Origin of the sequence: Pseudomonas sp. W5-01, from assembly GCF_046540435.1 — a bacterium.
Lineage (GTDB): Bacteria > Pseudomonadota > Gammaproteobacteria > Pseudomonadales > Pseudomonadaceae > Aquipseudomonas > Aquipseudomonas graminis_B.
In genome coordinates this window covers 1-17,579 of record NZ_JAXCIP010000007.1, presented here as the reverse complement: position 1 = coordinate 17,579, position 17,579 = coordinate 1, and the positions used below count along the sequence as shown (strand labels likewise).

13 protein-coding genes and 4 tRNA genes are annotated in these 17,579 nt (G+C 54.8%); all 17 read right to left on the bottom strand.

All coding sequences use genetic code 11. The annotated features are described in order from the left end of the window. Positions 1–2: 2 nt before the first annotated feature. Positions 3–2,108 (bottom strand): elongation factor G, encoded by a 2,106-nt coding sequence (gene fusA / locus SLW75_RS21095; protein ID WP_065988460.1) that lies wholly within the window; start codon positions 2,106–2,108, stop codon positions 3–5. Positions 2,109–2,138: 30 nt separating this feature from the next. Further along, complete coding sequence (rpsG, locus tag SLW75_RS21090) at positions 2,139–2,609, bottom strand: 30S ribosomal protein S7 (protein ID WP_002555493.1); 471 nt, start codon at positions 2,607–2,609, stop codon at positions 2,139–2,141. Positions 2,610–2,726: 117 nt separating this feature from the next. Beyond that, positions 2,727–3,098: a 30S ribosomal protein S12 gene (gene rpsL, locus SLW75_RS21085; RefSeq protein WP_002555494.1), complete on the bottom strand. Its 372-nt coding sequence runs from the start codon at positions 3,096–3,098 to the stop codon at positions 2,727–2,729. 200 nt (positions 3,099–3,298) lie between these two features. Continuing rightward, a complete protein-coding gene (rpoC, locus tag SLW75_RS21080) occupies positions 3,299–7,498 on the bottom strand; it encodes a DNA-directed RNA polymerase subunit beta' (RefSeq protein WP_192133301.1) in 4,200 nt (1,399 codons plus the stop codon). A 63-nt stretch (positions 7,499–7,561) separates the two neighbouring features. Then, entirely contained in the window at positions 7,562–11,635 is a 4,074-nt protein-coding gene (rpoB, locus tag SLW75_RS21075; protein ID WP_065988462.1) for a DNA-directed RNA polymerase subunit beta, read from the bottom strand. A 221-nt stretch (positions 11,636–11,856) separates the two neighbouring features. Continuing rightward, entirely contained in the window at positions 11,857–12,222 is a 366-nt protein-coding gene (gene rplL / locus SLW75_RS21070) for a 50S ribosomal protein L7/L12 (protein ID WP_019409897.1), read from the bottom strand. A 78-nt stretch (positions 12,223–12,300) separates the two neighbouring features. After that, entirely contained in the window at positions 12,301–12,801 is a 501-nt protein-coding gene (gene rplJ / locus SLW75_RS21065) for a 50S ribosomal protein L10 (protein WP_065988463.1), read from the bottom strand. 197 nt (positions 12,802–12,998) lie between these two features. Then, entirely contained in the window at positions 12,999–13,694 is a 696-nt protein-coding gene (gene rplA, locus SLW75_RS21060; protein WP_065988464.1) for a 50S ribosomal protein L1, read from the bottom strand. Further along, positions 13,694–14,125: a 50S ribosomal protein L11 gene (gene rplK, locus SLW75_RS21055; RefSeq protein ID WP_037017696.1), complete on the bottom strand. Its 432-nt coding sequence runs from the start codon at positions 14,123–14,125 to the stop codon at positions 13,694–13,696. Before rplK ends, rplA begins: the two co-directional genes overlap by 1 nt. Before the next feature lie 119 nt (positions 14,126–14,244). Continuing rightward, positions 14,245–14,778 (bottom strand): transcription termination/antitermination protein NusG, encoded by a 534-nt coding sequence (gene nusG, locus SLW75_RS21050; protein ID WP_003317113.1) that lies wholly within the window; start codon positions 14,776–14,778, stop codon positions 14,245–14,247. A 9-nt stretch (positions 14,779–14,787) separates the two neighbouring features. Beyond that, the gene (secE, locus tag SLW75_RS21045; protein WP_410935366.1) at positions 14,788–15,156 is read right to left on the bottom strand and encodes a preprotein translocase subunit SecE; all 369 of its coding nucleotides are present in this window, start codon (positions 15,154–15,156) and stop codon (positions 14,788–14,790) included. A gap of 44 nt (positions 15,157–15,200) precedes the next feature. Next, positions 15,201–15,276: transfer RNA gene (locus SLW75_RS21040), tRNA-Trp, on the bottom strand. Positions 15,277–15,450: 174 nt separating this feature from the next. Beyond that, positions 15,451–15,526 (bottom strand) — tRNA-Thr (locus SLW75_RS21035). A gap of 26 nt (positions 15,527–15,552) precedes the next feature. Next, positions 15,553–15,626 (bottom strand) — tRNA-Gly (locus SLW75_RS21030). A gap of 27 nt (positions 15,627–15,653) precedes the next feature. After that, positions 15,654–15,738: transfer RNA gene (locus SLW75_RS21025), tRNA-Tyr, on the bottom strand. Between the two features lie 142 nt (positions 15,739–15,880). After that, complete coding sequence (locus SLW75_RS21020; RefSeq protein WP_410935447.1) at positions 15,881–16,318, bottom strand: hypothetical protein; 438 nt, start codon at positions 16,316–16,318, stop codon at positions 15,881–15,883. Between the two features lie 57 nt (positions 16,319–16,375). Continuing rightward, complete coding sequence (gene birA, locus SLW75_RS21015; RefSeq protein WP_410935365.1) at positions 16,376–17,332, bottom strand: bifunctional biotin--[acetyl-CoA-carboxylase] ligase/biotin operon repressor BirA; 957 nt, start codon at positions 17,330–17,332, stop codon at positions 16,376–16,378. Positions 17,333–17,579 lie beyond the last annotated feature (247 nt).

Below are 17,579 nucleotides of genomic sequence, written 5' to 3'. Positions count from 1 at the left end.
AATCAGCCTTGTTTTTTGGTTACAGTTTCGACGATGTGCGACGGAGCTGTATTGTATTTTTTGAATTCCATAGAGTAGCTTGCGCGACCTTGGGACATGGAGCGAACGTCGGTCGCATAACCGAACATCTCACCCAACGGAACCTCGGCACGAATTACCTTGCCGGAGACTGTATCTTCCATACCCAGGATCATGCCGCGACGACGGTTAAGGTCGCCCATCACGTCACCCATATAGTCTTCAGGCGTAACAACCTCTACAGCCATGATCGGTTCAAGCAACTCACCGCCGCCCTTCTGGGCCAGTTGCTTGGTCGCCATGGAAGCAGCCACCTTAAACGCCATCTCGTTCGAGTCGACGTCGTGGTAAGAACCATCAAACACGGTAGCCTTCAGGCCGATCAGCGGATAGCCGGCAACAACGCCGTTCTTCATCTGCTCTTCGATACCCTTCTGGATAGCCGGGATGTATTCCTTAGGAACCACACCACCCACTACTTCGTTCACGAATTGCAGACCTTCCTGACCTTCGTCAGCAGGTGCAAAACGGATCCAGCAGTGGCCGAACTGACCACGACCGCCGGACTGACGAACGAACTTGCCTTCGATTTCACAGTTCTTCGTGATGCGCTCACGATACGAAACCTGAGGCTTACCGATGTTGGCTTCGACGTTGAACTCACGGCGCATCCGGTCAACCAGGATGTCCAAGTGCAGCTCGCCCATGCCAGAGATGATCGTTTGACCAGTCTCTTCATCAGTTTTGACGCGGAAAGACGGGTCTTCTTGAGCAAGCTTGCCCAGTGCGATACCCATTTTTTCCTGGTCATCCTTGGTTTTAGGCTCTACGGCAACCGAAATAACCGGCTCCGGGAAGTCCATCCGAACCAGGATGATTGGCTTGTCAGCGTTGCACAAGGTTTCACCAGTGGTGACATCCTTCATGCCGATCAAGGCCGCGATGTCGCCAGCGCGTACTTCCTTGATCTCTTCGCGAGCGTTGGCGTGCATTTGCACCATACGACCCACGCGCTCTTTCTTGCCCTTGACCGAGTTGATCACGCCGTCGCCGGATGCCAACACGCCCGAGTAAACACGGACGAAGGTCAGCGTACCCACGAATGGATCGGTAGCGATCTTGAACGCCAGAGCCGAGAACGGCTCGTTGTCGTCCGCGTGACGCTCCATTTCCTCTTCCTCGTTATCAGGGTTCGAACCCTTGATAGCAGGAATGTCGACTGGAGCCGGCAGGTAGTCGATCACAGCGTCGAGAACCAGGGGAACACCCTTGTTCTTGAAGGAAGAACCGCAAACAGCAAGAACGATCTCACCAGCAATAGTACGCTGACGCAGAGCAGCCTTGATTTCCTCGTTGGTGAGTTCCTCACCCTCAAGGTATTTGTTCATCAGCTCTTCGCTGGCTTCAGCCGCAGCCTCAACCATGTTACTGCGCCATTCGTCAGCCAGCTCCTGCAGCTCTGCAGGGATAGGCTTGCGAACAGGGACCATACCTTTGTCGGAATCGTTCCAGTAGACCGCTTCCATAGACATCAGATCTATCTGACCCTGGAAGTTATCTTCAGAACCGATTGCCAACTGGATCGGCACCGGAGTGTGACCCAAACGCTGCTTGATCTGGGCAATTACCCGCAGAAAGTTTGCGCCAGCACGGTCCATTTTGTTCACGTAAACAATACGTGGAACGCCGTACTTGTTGGCTTGACGCCATACGGTTTCGGACTGAGGCTCCACGCCAGAGGTACCACAGAAAACAACGACCGCGCCGTCGAGTACACGCAGGGAACGCTCAACTTCAATCGTGAAGTCTACGTGGCCCGGGGTGTCAATCACGTTGAAGCGATATTGGTCTTTGTGCTGCTTCTCGGAACCCTGCCAAAAGGCAGTAATAGCAGCAGAAGTAATGGTAATACCACGCTCCTGCTCCTGAACCATCCAGTCGGTGGTCGCGGCGCCATCATGCACCTCGCCCATCTTGTGGCTTTTGCCGGTGTAAAAAAGGACGCGCTCGGTGGTGGTGGTTTTACCAGCATCCACATGAGCGACGATACCAATGTTACGGTAACGGCTGATCGGTGTAGTACGAGCCATAAAGCCCTCGCAAAATTAGTGACGCTGAAATTAGAAGCGGTAGTGCGAGAAAGCTTTGTTGGCTTCAGCCATACGGTGCACGTCTTCACGCTTCTTGACCGCAGCACCTTTACCTTCGGCGGCGTCCAACAGTTCGCCAGCCAAACGCAGAGCCATAGACTTCTCACCGCGCTTGCGCGCGAAGTCTACCAGCCAACGCATTGCCAGAGCATTACGACGGGACGGACGAACTTCGACCGGGACCTGGTAAGTAGCACCGCCTACACGGCGCGACTTCACTTCGACCAGCGGAGCGATGGCGTCGAGAGCTTTCTCGAAGATTTCCAGGGGATCGGAGTTCTTGCGTTCTTTAACCTTTTCCAGCGCGCCATAAACGATACGCTCGGCAACGGCTTTCTTGCCGCTTTCCATAACGTGGTTCATGAACTTGGCCAGAATCTGGCTGCCGTATTTTGGATCGTCAAGCACTTCGCGCTTGGCTGCTACGCGTCTTCTTGGCATGGATAAGCCCTCAAACGGTCTTCAGGTTCGCTCGGAATCAGCACCTAATGGCGCCTCCGACCTTACTCTTATCGACTCAGAAAATAAGATGATTCAATTTTTTTCAAAAAGCCGCTACTACTTAGGCTTCTTGGTCCCGTACTTCGAACGACCCTGGTTACGACCTTTGACACCGGAGGTATCCAACGAACCGCGGACGGTGTGGTAACGAACACCTGGCAAGTCTTTTACACGGCCGCCGCGAATCAGTACGACGCTGTGCTCTTGCAGGTTGTGGCCTTCACCGCCGATGTACGAGGAAACCTCGAAACCGTTGGTCAGACGCACACGGCATACTTTACGCAGTGCCGAGTTAGGTTTTTTCGGCGTAGTTGTGTACACGCGAGTGCACACACCACGACGCTGCGGGCAGTTCTGCAGCGCAGGCACGTCGGATTTCTCGACGATACGCTTACGCGGCTGACGTACCAGCTGGTTGATAGTTGCCATCTACTAGCTCCACTGTTGTCTTGCGACGCTATTGTCTTACAAGAAAAGCAAAATGGCAGGACATACGTCCCGCCAGATTTAGGGGTACAAGAGTCTAAAGAGGATCCTGCCCCCAGTCAAGGCAAAGCCCCGGTGTCCACAGCCACTGGCAACCCATCAACCGGTTGAGACCAATGACTGTGAAAATCGGGGCCCTACTCTCAATTACTGCTTGAGTTCAACGCTTCAGTGAGCGCGGCTTCAACTTCGCTCGCACTTACACGCATCGGCTTGTCGGCTTCACGACGACGCTTGCGCTCGCTGTGATATGCCAGACCGGTACCTGCAGGGATCAGACGACCCACTACCACGTTTTCTTTCAGGCCGCGCAGATAATCGCGCTTGCCGGTAACCGCCGCTTCGGTCAGTACGCGAGTGGTCTCCTGGAAGGAGGCCGCCGAGATGAACGATTCGGTGGACAGCGACGCCTTGGTGATACCAAGCAACACACGAGTGAATTTGGAAACAAATTTCTCGTCGGTCGCAAGGCGCTCGTTTTCAACCAGGACATGCGTCAACTCCATCTGGTCACCCTTGATGAAGCTGGAGTCGCCAGACTCAGCGATCTCGACCTTACGCAGCATCTGACGAAGGATCGTTTCAATGTGCTTGTCGTTGATCTTCACGCCTTGCAGGCGGTAAACGTCCTGAATCTCGTTGACGATGTATTTCGCCAGAGCGCTGACACCCAGCAGGCGCAGGATATCGTGCGGATCGCTTGGGCCGTCGGAGATAACCTCACCACGGCTGACTTGCTCACCTTCGAAGACGTTCAGATGACGCCATTTTGGAATCAGCTCTTCGTACGGATCGGTACCATCGTTTGGCGTGATAACGAGACGACGCTTGCCTTTGGTCTCTTTACCGAACGCGATCGTACCGCTGACTTCAGCCAGGATCGATGCTTCTTTAGGGCGACGCGCCTCGAACAGGTCGGCAACGCGCGGCAGACCACCAGTGATGTCACGGGTTTTGGAGGTCTCTTGCGGGATACGGGCGATAACGTCACCCACACCCACTTGCACACCATCCGCAACACCGACGAGGGCGTTTGCCGGCAGGAAGTACTGAGCCGGTACGTCAGTACCCGGCAGCAGCAGATCCTTACCATCAACACCAACCATCTTGACCGCAGGACGAATGTCTTTACCTGCTGCAGGACGATCTTTGGCATCCAGTACTTCGATGTTCGTCAAACCGGTCAATTCGTCCGTCTGGCGCTTGATCGTAATACCTTCCTCCATGCCCACGTAGGTCACGGTACCTTTCATCTCGGTGACGATTGGGTGAGTGTGTGGGTCCCACTTGGCCACGATGGACCCGGCGTCGACCTTGTCACCTTCCTTCACCAGAATCACAGCACCATACGGCAGCTTGTAGCGCTCGCGCTCACGACCGAACTCGTCGGCTATTGCCAACTCACCGGAACGCGACACCGCGACCAGGTGACCATCAAGACGCTCAACGTGCTTCAGGTTGTGTAGACGAACGATACCGCCGTTCTTCACCTGAACACTGTCAGCAGCAGAAGTACGGCTTGCCGCACCACCGATGTGGAACGTACGCATGGTCAGCTGGGTACCCGGCTCACCGATCGACTGAGCCGCGATAACGCCGACCGCCTCACCGATGTTCACCTGGTGACCGCGCGCCAGATCACGGCCATAGCACTTGGCGCAGATACCGAAACGTGTCTCACAGCTGATCGGAGAACGTACGATCACTTCGTCGATGCTGTTCAGCTCGATGAATTCAACCCACTTCTCGTCAACCAGCGTGCCGCCTGGAACGATGACATCTTCAGTGCCAGGCTTGAATACGTCGCGGGCGATCACTCGACCCAATACGCGTTCGCCCAACGGCTCTACGACGTCGCCACCTTCAATGTGCGGCGTCATGACCAGACCGTGTTCAGTACCGCAGTCAACCTCGGTAACGACCAGATCTTGTGCCACGTCTACAAGACGACGAGTCAGGTAACCAGAGTTCGCGGTTTTCAACGCGGTATCCGCAAGCCCCTTACGAGCACCGTGCGTCGAGATGAAGTACTGAAGAACGCTCAAACCTTCACGGAAGTTAGCAGTGATCGGTGTCTCGATGATCGAGCCATCCGGCTTGGCCATCAGACCCCGCATACCTGCCAACTGACGAATCTGTGCTGCGGAACCCCGCGCACCCGAGTCAGCCATCATGTACATCGAGTTGAAGGATTCCTGATCAACGGTCTCACCGTGACGATCGACAACCTTCTCTTTCGAGAGGTTCGACATCATCGCCTTGGAGACTTCATCGTTGGCCTTGGACCAGAGGTCGATCACCTTGTTGTACTTCTCGCCCTGGGTAACCAGGCCGGAGGCGTACTGACTCTCGATTTCTTTCACTTCATCGGTTGCTGCGTCGATGATGCGAGCTTTTTCATCAGGGATAACAAAGTCGTTAACGCCGATGGAGACACCCGAGATCGTCGAATAGGCAAAACCGGTGTACATCAGCTGGTCAGCGAAGATTACAGTCTCTTTCAGGCCAACCACGCGGTAGCACTGGTTGATCAGCTTGGAGATTGCCTTCTTCTTCATCGGCTGATTGACGACGTCGTATGACAAGCCGGCCGGAACCACTTGGAACAGCAGCGCACGGCCGACGGTTGTGTCGACGATACGAGTATTCTTGACGCTGCCACCGTCACGATCATTGATCGTTTCGTTGATGCGCACTTTCACTTTTGCATGCAGAGCGGCTTCGCCCGCACGGAATACACGGTCCACTTCCTGCAGATCCGCGAATACACGACCTTCGCCTTTGGCGTTGATCGCTTCACGAGTCATGTAGTACAGACCCAATACAACGTCCTGCGAAGGAACGATGATTGGCTCACCGTTCGCTGGCGACAGAATGTTGTTGGTCGACATCATCAGCGCACGGGCTTCGAGCTGGGCTTCCAGCGTCAGCGGCACGTGAACAGCCATCTGGTCACCGTCGAAGTCGGCGTTGTATGCCGCACAGACCAACGGGTGCAGCTGGATCGCTTTACCTTCGATGAGAACCGGCTCAAACGCCTGGATACCCAGACGGTGAAGCGTCGGCGCACGGTTCAGGAGCACCGGGTGTTCGCGAATGACTTCGGCGAGAACGTCCCAGACTTCTGGCAGCTCGCGCTCGACCATTTTCTTGGCAGCTTTGATGGTGGTAGCGAGACCACGCATCTCGAGCTTGCCGAAAATGAACGGCTTGAACAGCTCCAGTGCCATCTTCTTGGGCAGACCGCACTGATGCAGACGCAGGGTCGGGCCTACGGTAATTACCGAACGGCCAGAGTAGTCAACACGCTTACCGAGCAAGTTCTGACGGAAACGGCCCTGCTTACCCTTGATCATGTCAGCCAGGGATTTCAGAGGACGCTTGTTCGAACCTGTGATGGCGCGACCGCGACGACCGTTATCAAGCAACGCATCCACAGCTTCCTGCAACATGCGCTTTTCGTTGCGCACGATGATGTCAGGAGCAGACAGATCGAGCAGGCGCTTCAAACGGTTGTTACGGTTGATCACTCGACGATAGAGATCGTTAAGGTCGGAAGTCGCGAAACGACCACCATCCAGCGGGACCAGTGGACGCAGATCTGGCGGCAGAACCGGCAGGACGGTCAACACCATCCATTCTGGAAGGTTGCCGGAACCCTGGAAGGCTTCCATCAACTTCAGACGCTTGGACAGCTTCTTGATTTTGGTCTCGGAGTTGGTTTGCGGAATCTCTTCGCGCAGCCGGCCAATCTCGTGTTCCAGATCAATAGCGTGCAGCAGCTCGCGGACAGCCTCGGCACCCATACGGGCGTCGAAGTCGTCACCGAACTCTTCGAGAGCTTCGAAGTATTGCTCGTCGTTAAGCAGTTGCCCTTTTTCGAGCGTGGTCATGCCCGGATCGATAACGACATAGCTCTCGAAGTAGAGAACGCGTTCGATATCACGCAGGGTCATGTCCATCAGCAAGCCGATACGGGACGGCAGCGATTTCAGGAACCAGATGTGAGCTACCGGCGAAGCCAGTTCGATGTGAGCCATGCGCTCACGACGGACTTTGGCCAGCGCGACTTCAACGCCACACTTCTCGCAGATGACGCCACGATGCTTCAAGCGCTTGTACTTACCGCACAGGCACTCGTAATCCTTGACCGGGCCAAAGATCTTGGCGCAGAACAGGCCGTCACGCTCAGGTTTGAACGTACGGTAGTTGATGGTTTCCGGCTTTTTAACTTCACCGAACGACCACGAACGGATCATCTCAGGCGACGCCAATCCAATACGGATAGCGTCGAACTCTTCGACTTGACCCTGGTTTTTCAGCAAATTCAGTAGGTCTTTCAAGGCCTTTCCTCCTGGCGGAGCAGAGGGCAGTCATACCGACCCACCCTCGATTCGCGTCACGTGTTATTCGGTTTCCAGATCGATATCGATACCGAGCGAACGGATTTCTTTGATCAACACGTTGAAGGACTCGGGCATGCCCGGCTCCATACGGTGATCGCCGTCCACGATGTTCTTGTACATCTTGGTCCGACCGTTCACGTCGTCCGACTTCACTGTGAGCATTTCTTGCAGAGTGTACGCCGCGCCATAAGCTTCCAGCGCCCAAACCTCCATCTCCCCGAAACGCTGACCACCGAACTGAGCCTTACCACCCAGCGGCTGCTGAGTAACCAGGCTGTACGAACCAGTGGAACGCGCGTGCATCTTGTCGTCCACCAAGTGGTTCAGCTTCAGCATGTACATGTAGCCAACGGTGACCGGACGCTCAAACTTGTTGCCGGTACGGCCGTCGAACAGCTGCATCTGGCCACTGTCCGGCATGTCCGCCAGGCGGAGCATTGCCTTGATTTCGGATTCCTTCGCACCGTCAAATACCGGGGTAGCCATTGGAACGCCGCCACGCAGGTTCTTCGCCAGATCCAGAATCTCCTGATCAGACAGGTCATCTAGACTCTCTTGACGGCCGCCAATCTCGTTGTAGATCTCGTTCAGGAACTTACGCAGCTCAACGACTTTACGCTGCTCTTCAAGCATGCGGTTGATCTTCTCGCCCAACCCCTTAGCCGCGAGACCGAGGTGGGTTTCGAGGATCTGACCGACGTTCATACGCGAAGGTACACCCAACGGGTTGAGGACGATATCTACCGGAGTACCGTTGGCATCGTGCGGCATGTCTTCAACCGGCATGATCACGGAGACCACACCTTTGTTACCGTGACGACCGGCCATCTTGTCGCCAGGCTGGATACGACGGCGGATGGCAAGGTAAACCTTGACGATCTTGAGTACACCTGGAGCAAGATCATCGCCCTGCTGCAGCTTGCGCTTCTTGTCTTCGAACTTGTCGTCAAGCAGACGGCGACGATCGACGATGTAAGCCTGAGCTTTCTCGAGTTGCTCGTTCAGCGCATCTTCGACCATGCGCAGCTTGAACCACTGACCGTGTTCCAGGCCGTCCAGAATTTCATTGGTGATTTCCTGCCCCTTCTTCAGGCCAGCACCACCTTCAGCGGTACGACCCACCAGAGCGGAACGCAAACGTTCGAACGTTGCGCCTTCAACAATGCGGAACTCTTCGTTCAGGTCCTTGCGGATCTCGTCGAGCTGGCTCTTCTCGATGGACAGCGCACGAGCATCACGCTCAACGCCATCACGAGTGAAGACCTGAACGTCGATAACGGTGCCTTTGGTACCGGTAGGCACGCGCAAGGACGTGTCTTTAACGTCGCTTGCTTTTTCACCGAAGATCGCACGCAGCAGCTTCTCTTCCGGGGTCAGCTGGGTCTCGCCTTTCGGAGTGACCTTACCTACCAGGATGTCGCCTGCGCCGACTTCAGCGCCTACATAAACGATACCAGCTTCATCCAGCTTGTTCAGTGCTGCCTCACCCACGTTAGGGATGTCGGCAGTGATCTCTTCAGGCCCGAGCTTGGTATCACGCGCCACACAGGTCAGTTCCTGAATGTGGATCGTGGTGAAGCGGTCTTCCTGAACAACACGCTCGGACAGGCAGATGGAGTCTTCGAAGTTGAAGCCGTTCCACGCCATGAACGCGATGCGCATGTTCTGACCCAGCGCCAGTTCACCCATATCGGTGGACGGGCCGTCAGCCATGATGTCGCTACGCTGAACGCGGTCACCCTTGCTCACCAGCGGACGCTGGTTGATGCAGGTATTCTGGTTCGAACGTGTGTATTTGGTCAGGTTGTAGATGTCGACACCGGCTTCGCCTGTCTCAACTTCGTCATCTGCAACACGAACCACGATACGGCTGGCGTCTACCGAGTCGATCACGCCGCCACGACGGGCCACGACGCAAACACCGGAGTCACGCGCAACGTTGCGCTCCATGCCAGTACCAACCAGCGGCTTGTCAGCGCGCAATGTTGGGACAGCCTGACGCTGCATGTTCGAACCCATCAACGCACGGTTGGCGTCGTCGTGCTCAAGGAACGGGATCAGCGATGCCGCGACCGATACAACCTGCTTCGGCGAAACATCCATCAGGGTGACGTCTTCCGGCGCCTTGACGGTGAACTCGTTCAAGTGACGAACAGCAACCAGCTCGTCAATCAGGATCTTCTTGTCGTTCATTGCGGCAGAAGCCTGGGCAATGACGTGATCTGCTTCCTCAATAGCCGAGAGGAAAACAATTTCGTCAGTTACCAGAGCATCTTTAACCACACGGTACGGGCTCTCGAGGAAGCCGTACTGGTTGGTGCGCGCATAGGCAGCCAAGGAGTTGATCAGACCAATGTTCGGACCTTCCGGCGTTTCAATCGGGCACACGCGACCGTAGTGAGTCGGGTGTACGTCACGGACTTCAAAGCCAGCACGCTCACGCGTCAGACCACCAGGGCCGAGTGCAGAGACGCGACGCTTGTGAGTGATCTCGGACAGCGGGTTGTTCTGGTCCATGAACTGTGAAAGCTGGCTGGAACCGAAGAACTCTTTCACCGCCGCCGCTACAGGCTTGGCGTTGATCAGGTCTTGAGGCATCAGGCCTTCGCTTTCCGCCATCGACAGACGTTCTTTGACCGCGCGCTCAACACGCACCAGACCTACACGGAACTGGTTCTCGGCCATCTCACCTACACAACGAACGCGACGGTTACCAAGGTGATCGATGTCATCGACGATGCCTTTACCGTTACGGATGTCGACCAGAGTCTTCAGCACAGCGACGATGTCGTCTTTGTGGAGCACGCCAGAACCTTCGATCTCGGTACGACCGATACGACGGTTAAACTTCATCCGACCTACAGCCGACAGATCGTAACGCTCTGGGCTGAAGAACAGATTGTTGAACAAGGTCTCGGCAGCATCCTTGGTAGGTGGCTCGCCAGGACGCATCATCCGATAGATTTCGACCAGGGCTTCAAGCTGATTGCCGGTCGAGTCGATCTTCAAGGTGTCGGAAATGAACGGGCCGCAGTCGATATCGTTCGTGTATAGCGTCTCGATACGGACAACCTGAGCCTTGGCGATCTTCGCCAGGATCTCGGTGTTCAGTTCGGTATTGCACTCGGCAATGATCTCACCCGTCGCCGGGTGCACGATCGCTTTGGCGCTAGTGCGGCCGATTACGTAGTCGAGCGGAACTTCAAGGGTCTTGATGTTCGCTTTTTCGAGCTGGTTAATGTGGCGAGCCGTGATACGACGGCCTTGCTCAACAATGACCTTGCCCTTGTCGTCCAGTATATCCAGAACGGCAATTTCGCCACGCAGGCGCTGAGGCACCAACTCCAGATTCAGGTTCTCGCCATGAACGTGGAATACGTTGGTGGTGTAGAAGGCATCCAGCACTTCTTCAGTGGTGTAACCCAATGCACGGAGCAGAACCGATGCAGGGAGTTTGCGGCGACGGTCGATACGTACGAAGACACAGTCTTTCGGATCGAATTCGAAGTCCAGCCACGAACCACGGTAAGGAATGATGCGAGCCGAGTACAACAGTTTGCCAGAGCTGTGCGTCTTACCGCGGTCGTGGTCAAAGAACACGCCTGGGGAACGGTGCAGCTGGGAAACGATCACTCGTTCGGTACCGTTGATAACGAAGGTACCGTTCTCAGTCATCAGGGGGATTTCACCCATGTAGACTTCTTGCTCTTTGATGTCCTTGATCGCTTTATTCGACGATTCTTTGTCGAAAATGATCAGACGTACTTTTACCCGCAAAGGTACGGCGTATGTCACACCGCGGAGCACGCATTCCTTGACATCAAAAGCCGGTTCGCCCAGACGATAACCCACATACTCCAAAGCAGCATTGCCGGAGTAGCTGATGATCGGGAAAACAGATTTGAAGGCCGCATGCAGGCCCACGTCGCGGAACTGATCTTTAGTCGCTCCCGCTTGCAAGAATTCACGATACGAATCCAGCTGGATGGCCAGGAGGTAAGGCACATCCATGACGTCCGGCAACTTGCTAAAGTCCTTGCGGATACGTTTTTTCTCAGTATATGAGTAAGCCATCAGCGTTCCCCAGCTTGGTCACCTGCTTGTTTGGCTCCTCCCGACGGGAGCAGCCAGAAAAATCTTGCGAACCCCATGGTTCGCGCCACCGTTCAAGGTGGGTAGATCACGTAATCAGCGCTAACCGAATCAGCTGCCAACAACGGAAAAAGGCCGGTGGCAGAAGCCACCAGCCATCAGCCTTTCGCTTAACGCTTGGGCTGGAAACGCAAAGTCGATGCTTACTTCAGCTCGACTTTAGCGCCTGCTTCTTCCAGGGTAGCCTTGGCTTTGTCAGCAGCGTCTTTTGCTACTGCTTCCAGGACCATTGCTGGAGCGCCGTCAACGACTGCCTTGGCTTCTTTCAGGCCCAGACCGGTCAGTTCACGAACTGCTTTAATGACGTTAACTTTCTTCTCGCCCGCTTCCAGCAGCATGACGTTGAATTCGGTTTGCTCTTCAACAACGGCAGCAGCAGCAGCTGGACCAGCGGAAGCAGCGGCAGCGCTAACACCGAATTTTTCTTCGAATGCTTTGATCAGCTCTACAACCTGCAGAACGGACATTTCAGCTACGGCGTTGAGGATATCGTCTTGAGAGATAGACATGACTCTAATTCCTGAATTGGGGGACGGCCTACGCGACCATCGAAATAAACAAAAATACGCGAGAGGAAGTGCCTGCCCTTAGGCTGCAGCGGCTTCTTTCTGTTCGCGGATGGCCGCCAGTGTACGAGCGAGCTTGCTGGTAGCGCCTTGAATCACGCTCATCAGCTGCGAAATCGCTTCGTTGCGGGTCGGCAATGTTGCCAGTACGTCGATCTGATTAGGTGCGAGGAACTTGCCCTCGAACGCAGCTGCCTTGATCTCGAACTTATCCTGACCTTTAGCGAACTCTTTGAACAAACGGGCAGCAGCGCCAGGGTGTTCATTGGAGAACGCGATCAAGGTCGGGCCGGTGAACACATCGTTGAGGACACTGTATTCAGTGTCAGCAACGGCGCGCTTGAGCAGAGTGTTACGTACGACACGCACGTATACGCCAGCTTCACGAGCCTCTTTACGGAGTCCGGTCATCGCGCCTACTGTCACACCGCGGGCATCAGCCACAACAGCAGACAGAGCGTTTTTGGCAGCCTCGTTGACTTCAGCGACGATGGCCTTCTTGTCTTCGAGTTTAATTGCCACGGGTTTAACTCCTGCTTGTTACCGTTTCATCTGACCTGAGCCGGATGTCGTTTTGGTGTCTGATTCGGTAAGGAACCGGGAGCACCATCTGCGTAGGCTTGAGGTTTAAGACTTTCGCCGCCTACGGTCTTGGATAGCCCCCGCCAGGCAGGGACCCCAATTTTCGCAACGGCGCGGTTACCCGCGCCGTGCCAGTCTCACGCGTCCAACGAACCTTGGTCGATGACCAAGCCTGGGCCCATAGTGGTGCTCAGGGTTACGCGCTTGACGTAGATACCTTTCGAGGAAGCAGGCTTGATACGCTTCAAATCAGCGATCAGTGCTTCAACGTTCTCACGCAGCTTGTCTGCTTCGAAGCCGACCTTGCCAACGGAAGTGTGGATAATGCCGTTTTTATCGGTGCGATAGCGAACCTGACCAGCCTTGGCATTTTTAACGGCAGTGGCTACGTCTGGAGTAACAGTACCGACCTTCGGGTTAGGCATCAGGCCACGCGGGCCGAGGATCTGACCCAACTGACCAACAACACGCATTGCGTCCGGGGAGGCAATAACGACGTCATAGTTCAGATCGCCGCCCTTCATTTCAGCAGCCAGATCGTCCATACCAACGCGGTCAGCACCGGCAGCCAGAGCAGCTTCAGCAGCTGGACCCTGAGTAAATACGGCTACACGAACGGTCTTGCCAGTGCCGTGTGGCAGTACGGTAGCGCTACGTACAACCTGGTCGGATTTACGTGGGTCAACACCGAGGTTCACAGCAACGTCTACGGACTCGCTGAACTTCACTGTCGACAACTCAGCCAGCAGGGCAGCAGCTTCGTTGAAGTTATACGATTTGCCAGCTTCAACCTTGGAAGCGATAGCCTTTTGGCGCTTAGTCAGCTTAGCCATTACACACCCTCCACGTTAAGGCCCATGCTACGAGCGGAACCGGCGATTGTACGCACGGCGGCGTCCATATCAGCAGCGGTCAAGTCGGCATTTTTTGCCTTGGCGATTTCTTCAAGCTGAGCACGGGTCACAGTGCCAACTTTTACGGTATTCGGACGAGCCGAGCCGCTGGTCAAACCAGCTGCTTTTTTCAGCAGTACCGAAGCCGGGGTGCTTTTGGTTTCAAATGTGAAGCTGCGGTCACTGTAAACAGTGATGATCACAGGAGTCGGCAGGCCTGGCTCAATACCCTGAGTACGGGCGTTGAACGCTTTGCAGAACTCCATGATGTTCACGCCGTGCTGACCCAGTGCAGGACCAACGGGCGGGCTCGGATTAGCCTGAGCGGCTTTCACTTGAAGCTTGATGTAAGCGGTAATCTTCTTGGCCATGAGGCACTCCAATTACGGGTTCTAGCGCCTCGAGAGGCTCCCCGGTTACTTGCGCGTTTATCCCGGTGACGAAAAAACCCCACAGCCCAAGGCTGCGGGGTATGGGATTCTGAGATCAGTTACGCCTTTTCGACCTGACTGAACTCCAGCTCCACCGGAGTGGAGCGTCCGAAAATGAGCACGGCCACCTGGATCCGACTCTTCTCGTAATTGACCTCTTCAACGGTACCGTTGAAGTCAGCAAACGGACCGTCTGTAACACGAACGACTTCGCCCGGCTCGAACAGAGTTTTTGGCTTTGGCTTATCGCTGCCATCAGCGACGCGACGCAGAATGGCTTCAGCTTCTTTATCGGTAATTGGGGCAGGCTTGTCTGCAGTGCCGCCAATGAAGCCCATGACACGAGGAGTATCCTTAACCAAGTGCCAGGTACCTTCGTTCATGTCCATCTGGACAAGCACATAGCCAGGGAAGAACTTACGTTCACTTTTGCGTTTCTGGCCGTTACGCATCTCCACCACTTCTTCAGTAGGGACCAGAATTTCGCCGAAGCCATCTTCCATGCCTGCAAGCTTTACGCGCTCAACCAGTGAGCGCATGACATGCTTCTCGTAACCCGAGTAGGCATGCACTACGTACCAACGCTTAGCCACGGGACACCCTTAGCCGACAATCAAGGAAACAAGCCAGCCGAGCAGGGAATCCAACCCCCACAACAGCAGCGCCACCACAAGAACCACTGCAACCACGATCAAAGTGGTCTGGGTAGTCTCTTGGCGCGTAGGCCACACGACTTTACGAATCTCAGCGCGCGCTTCCTTGGCCAAAACAAAGAAAGCCTTGCCCTTCCCCGTCTGCAGCGCCACATAGGCTGCCACGGCGGCGATTACAAGCAGGGCAAGAACGCGATACAGGATTGGTTGCGCAGAATAGTATTGATTTCCAACGACACCCACGACCACCAGAAGCACTACTACAAGCCACTTCACGAGATCAAACCGGGAGTCTTGGGCTTCAGCCTTTGGATTCATCTACTAAAATCCTGTGAAAAGAAAGCCAGATACATTTGAGAATCTGGCAGGTCAGGAGGGAATCGAACCCCCAACCTACGGTTTTGGAGACCGTCGCTCTGCCAATTGAGCTACTGACCTAAAAGCAAAATCAGGCCGAACATTATGCGGACCTGACAGGAAGATTTCAACAGCAACTCGATAATGCGATCGCAAAAATCGACTCACTGCAGCACCAGCTTACCAAGAGCGTAAAGATCCCGGGATTCTTGGCGGCTAAAACAAAGGCAGATACTCACATATCTGCCTTAGTAATGGAGCTCTTGAGCGGATTTGAACCGCTGACCTCACCCTTACCAAGGGTGTGCTCTACCAACTGAGCTACAAGAGCAAAACACATTGCACAACCAGCAAACTTGGAGCGGGTAGCGGGAATCGAACCCGCATCATCAGCTTGGAAGGCTGAGGTTCTACCACTAAACTATACCCGCTGAGCTTTGCTGCTTACGCTCAAAATATGGTGGAGGGGGAAGGATTCGAACCTTCGAAGTCGTAGACGTCAGATTTACAGTCTGATCCCTTTGGCCGCTCGGGAACCCCTCCTAAGCGAGGCAACATTCTATATCATGCCACCCTTCTGTCAACCTTTTTCTCAATAAAAACTTGAGGTTACAAGCATTGACTCTTGCTACACCAGTACGAATCAAGTGATCTGCACTGCGAAGCGGGCGCCATTCTATTCAAACTAATCTGGGGTTGCAATGCCTTCACACGACATTATTTCATTTTTTAGCATGGGAAAATCTCCACGGAGCTCGGCGATAAGCGCATCGCTCACCAGCCGCCTACTCGCAGGTGCAATTTTTAGCCAAAACACGCTGCCTTGCTGATCCAGGCGCTTTCCCAGGTGAGTATCGATATCCAACGCAACAAGGCGCTGCTCGAGAAGCGTCACCTCAGCCCGCTTGGCGGTGCCGCCCAAATAGAGGCATTTCTCTTGCTCTGCGTCCATCCGCTCCTTACCCCTACCCAATCCGGACTCGCTAAGCAGCCGAATATCCTGGCCATATGATCGATGGGTTAACAGCGGCTCGACCTCTTTCGGGCGTAGCGGCGCATCCTGCTGATGCCAGACAAAATAAAGACCGTTCAACATGAGCAACAAAAAAAACGCCCAGGGCATAATCACCTCATAGACAACACGCATCCGAATGCATATCTACCAACTCCTATCTCTACCCTAATTACCCTCGAGCCTCAGACTCACCTCCCCCCCGGCAAACTGCTCCTCACGGCCACCTACCTCCAGCCGTAGCGCTCCATCGTCACCAACTCCCAAGACCACACCCCGGGTGATCTTCGCACCCGTAGTGAGAGCGACCGCAAGGCCCTGCCATAAGTGCTTGTCTTCCCAATCTTTTCGGTAGGCCGCAAAGCCTTTCTCCTGATGACCAGCAAGATAAACGCTGAGATTTCGACTGAGCGCGCAAGCAACGCGATTCCGATCCTGAACATGCACAAGCTCCAGAGCCAATGAAGTCCAAGCCTGGTCTACGTTAATGGATTCACGCATATTTACGTTGATCCCAATACCAATCACTACATGACATACATTGGCAGGATCGCCGGTGACTTCGAGCAGAACCCCAGCAATCTTCTTACCGCCGACCAGAATGTCGTTAGGCCATTTTAGCCCCGCAGTACCAATACCGAGCTCTCGCAGCGTATCTACCACAGCAAGGCCTACGAGTAGACTGAGGCCATCCAGGCGGCGCGTCCCGCCATCCAGACGCAAGGCGAGGCTGTAATAGAGATTTTCAGCGAAAGGACTTACCCACTGACGGCCACGCCTGCCGCGGCCAGCCGCCTGCCGCTCTGCAAGAACCAAGCAAGGAAGTTCAGCGCCTGAATTCGCTACTCGCATGGCTTCAGCATTAGTTGAGTCGATAATTTCGTGAATCCTGCACGTCCAACCCAACCCGACATGCTCCCGGCGCAGCGCCTCATAGTCCAGCAAGGACAGCGGCGACGCCAATCGGTAGCCACGACCGCGCACCTTGTAAATTTCTATGCCGAGGTCAGCCTGGACCTGCTGCAGCTTCTTCCAGACGGCGCTCCGGCTGACGCCCAGCGCAAGCCCCAGATCCTCGCCGGAGTGAAACGCACCGTCTTCAAGTAGCTTTAGCAGTGTATGCATGAGTGAGAGTGCCTAGTAGTAGACGCGCATGATAGCCATACAGAAGACCTGCGCAAGCATACGTTTCACCACTTGGGCCGCAGGCGTACTGCGCTTGAGCTCTAATTGGTTGGGAGGGTTAGTTGGCAGCTTTTTCCGCGCGCAAAAACAAAACCCCATCTGCTTTCGCAAATGGGGTTCTGGAATTTAATCTTGACGATGACCTACTCTCACATGGGGAAACCCCACACTACCATCGGCGATGCAT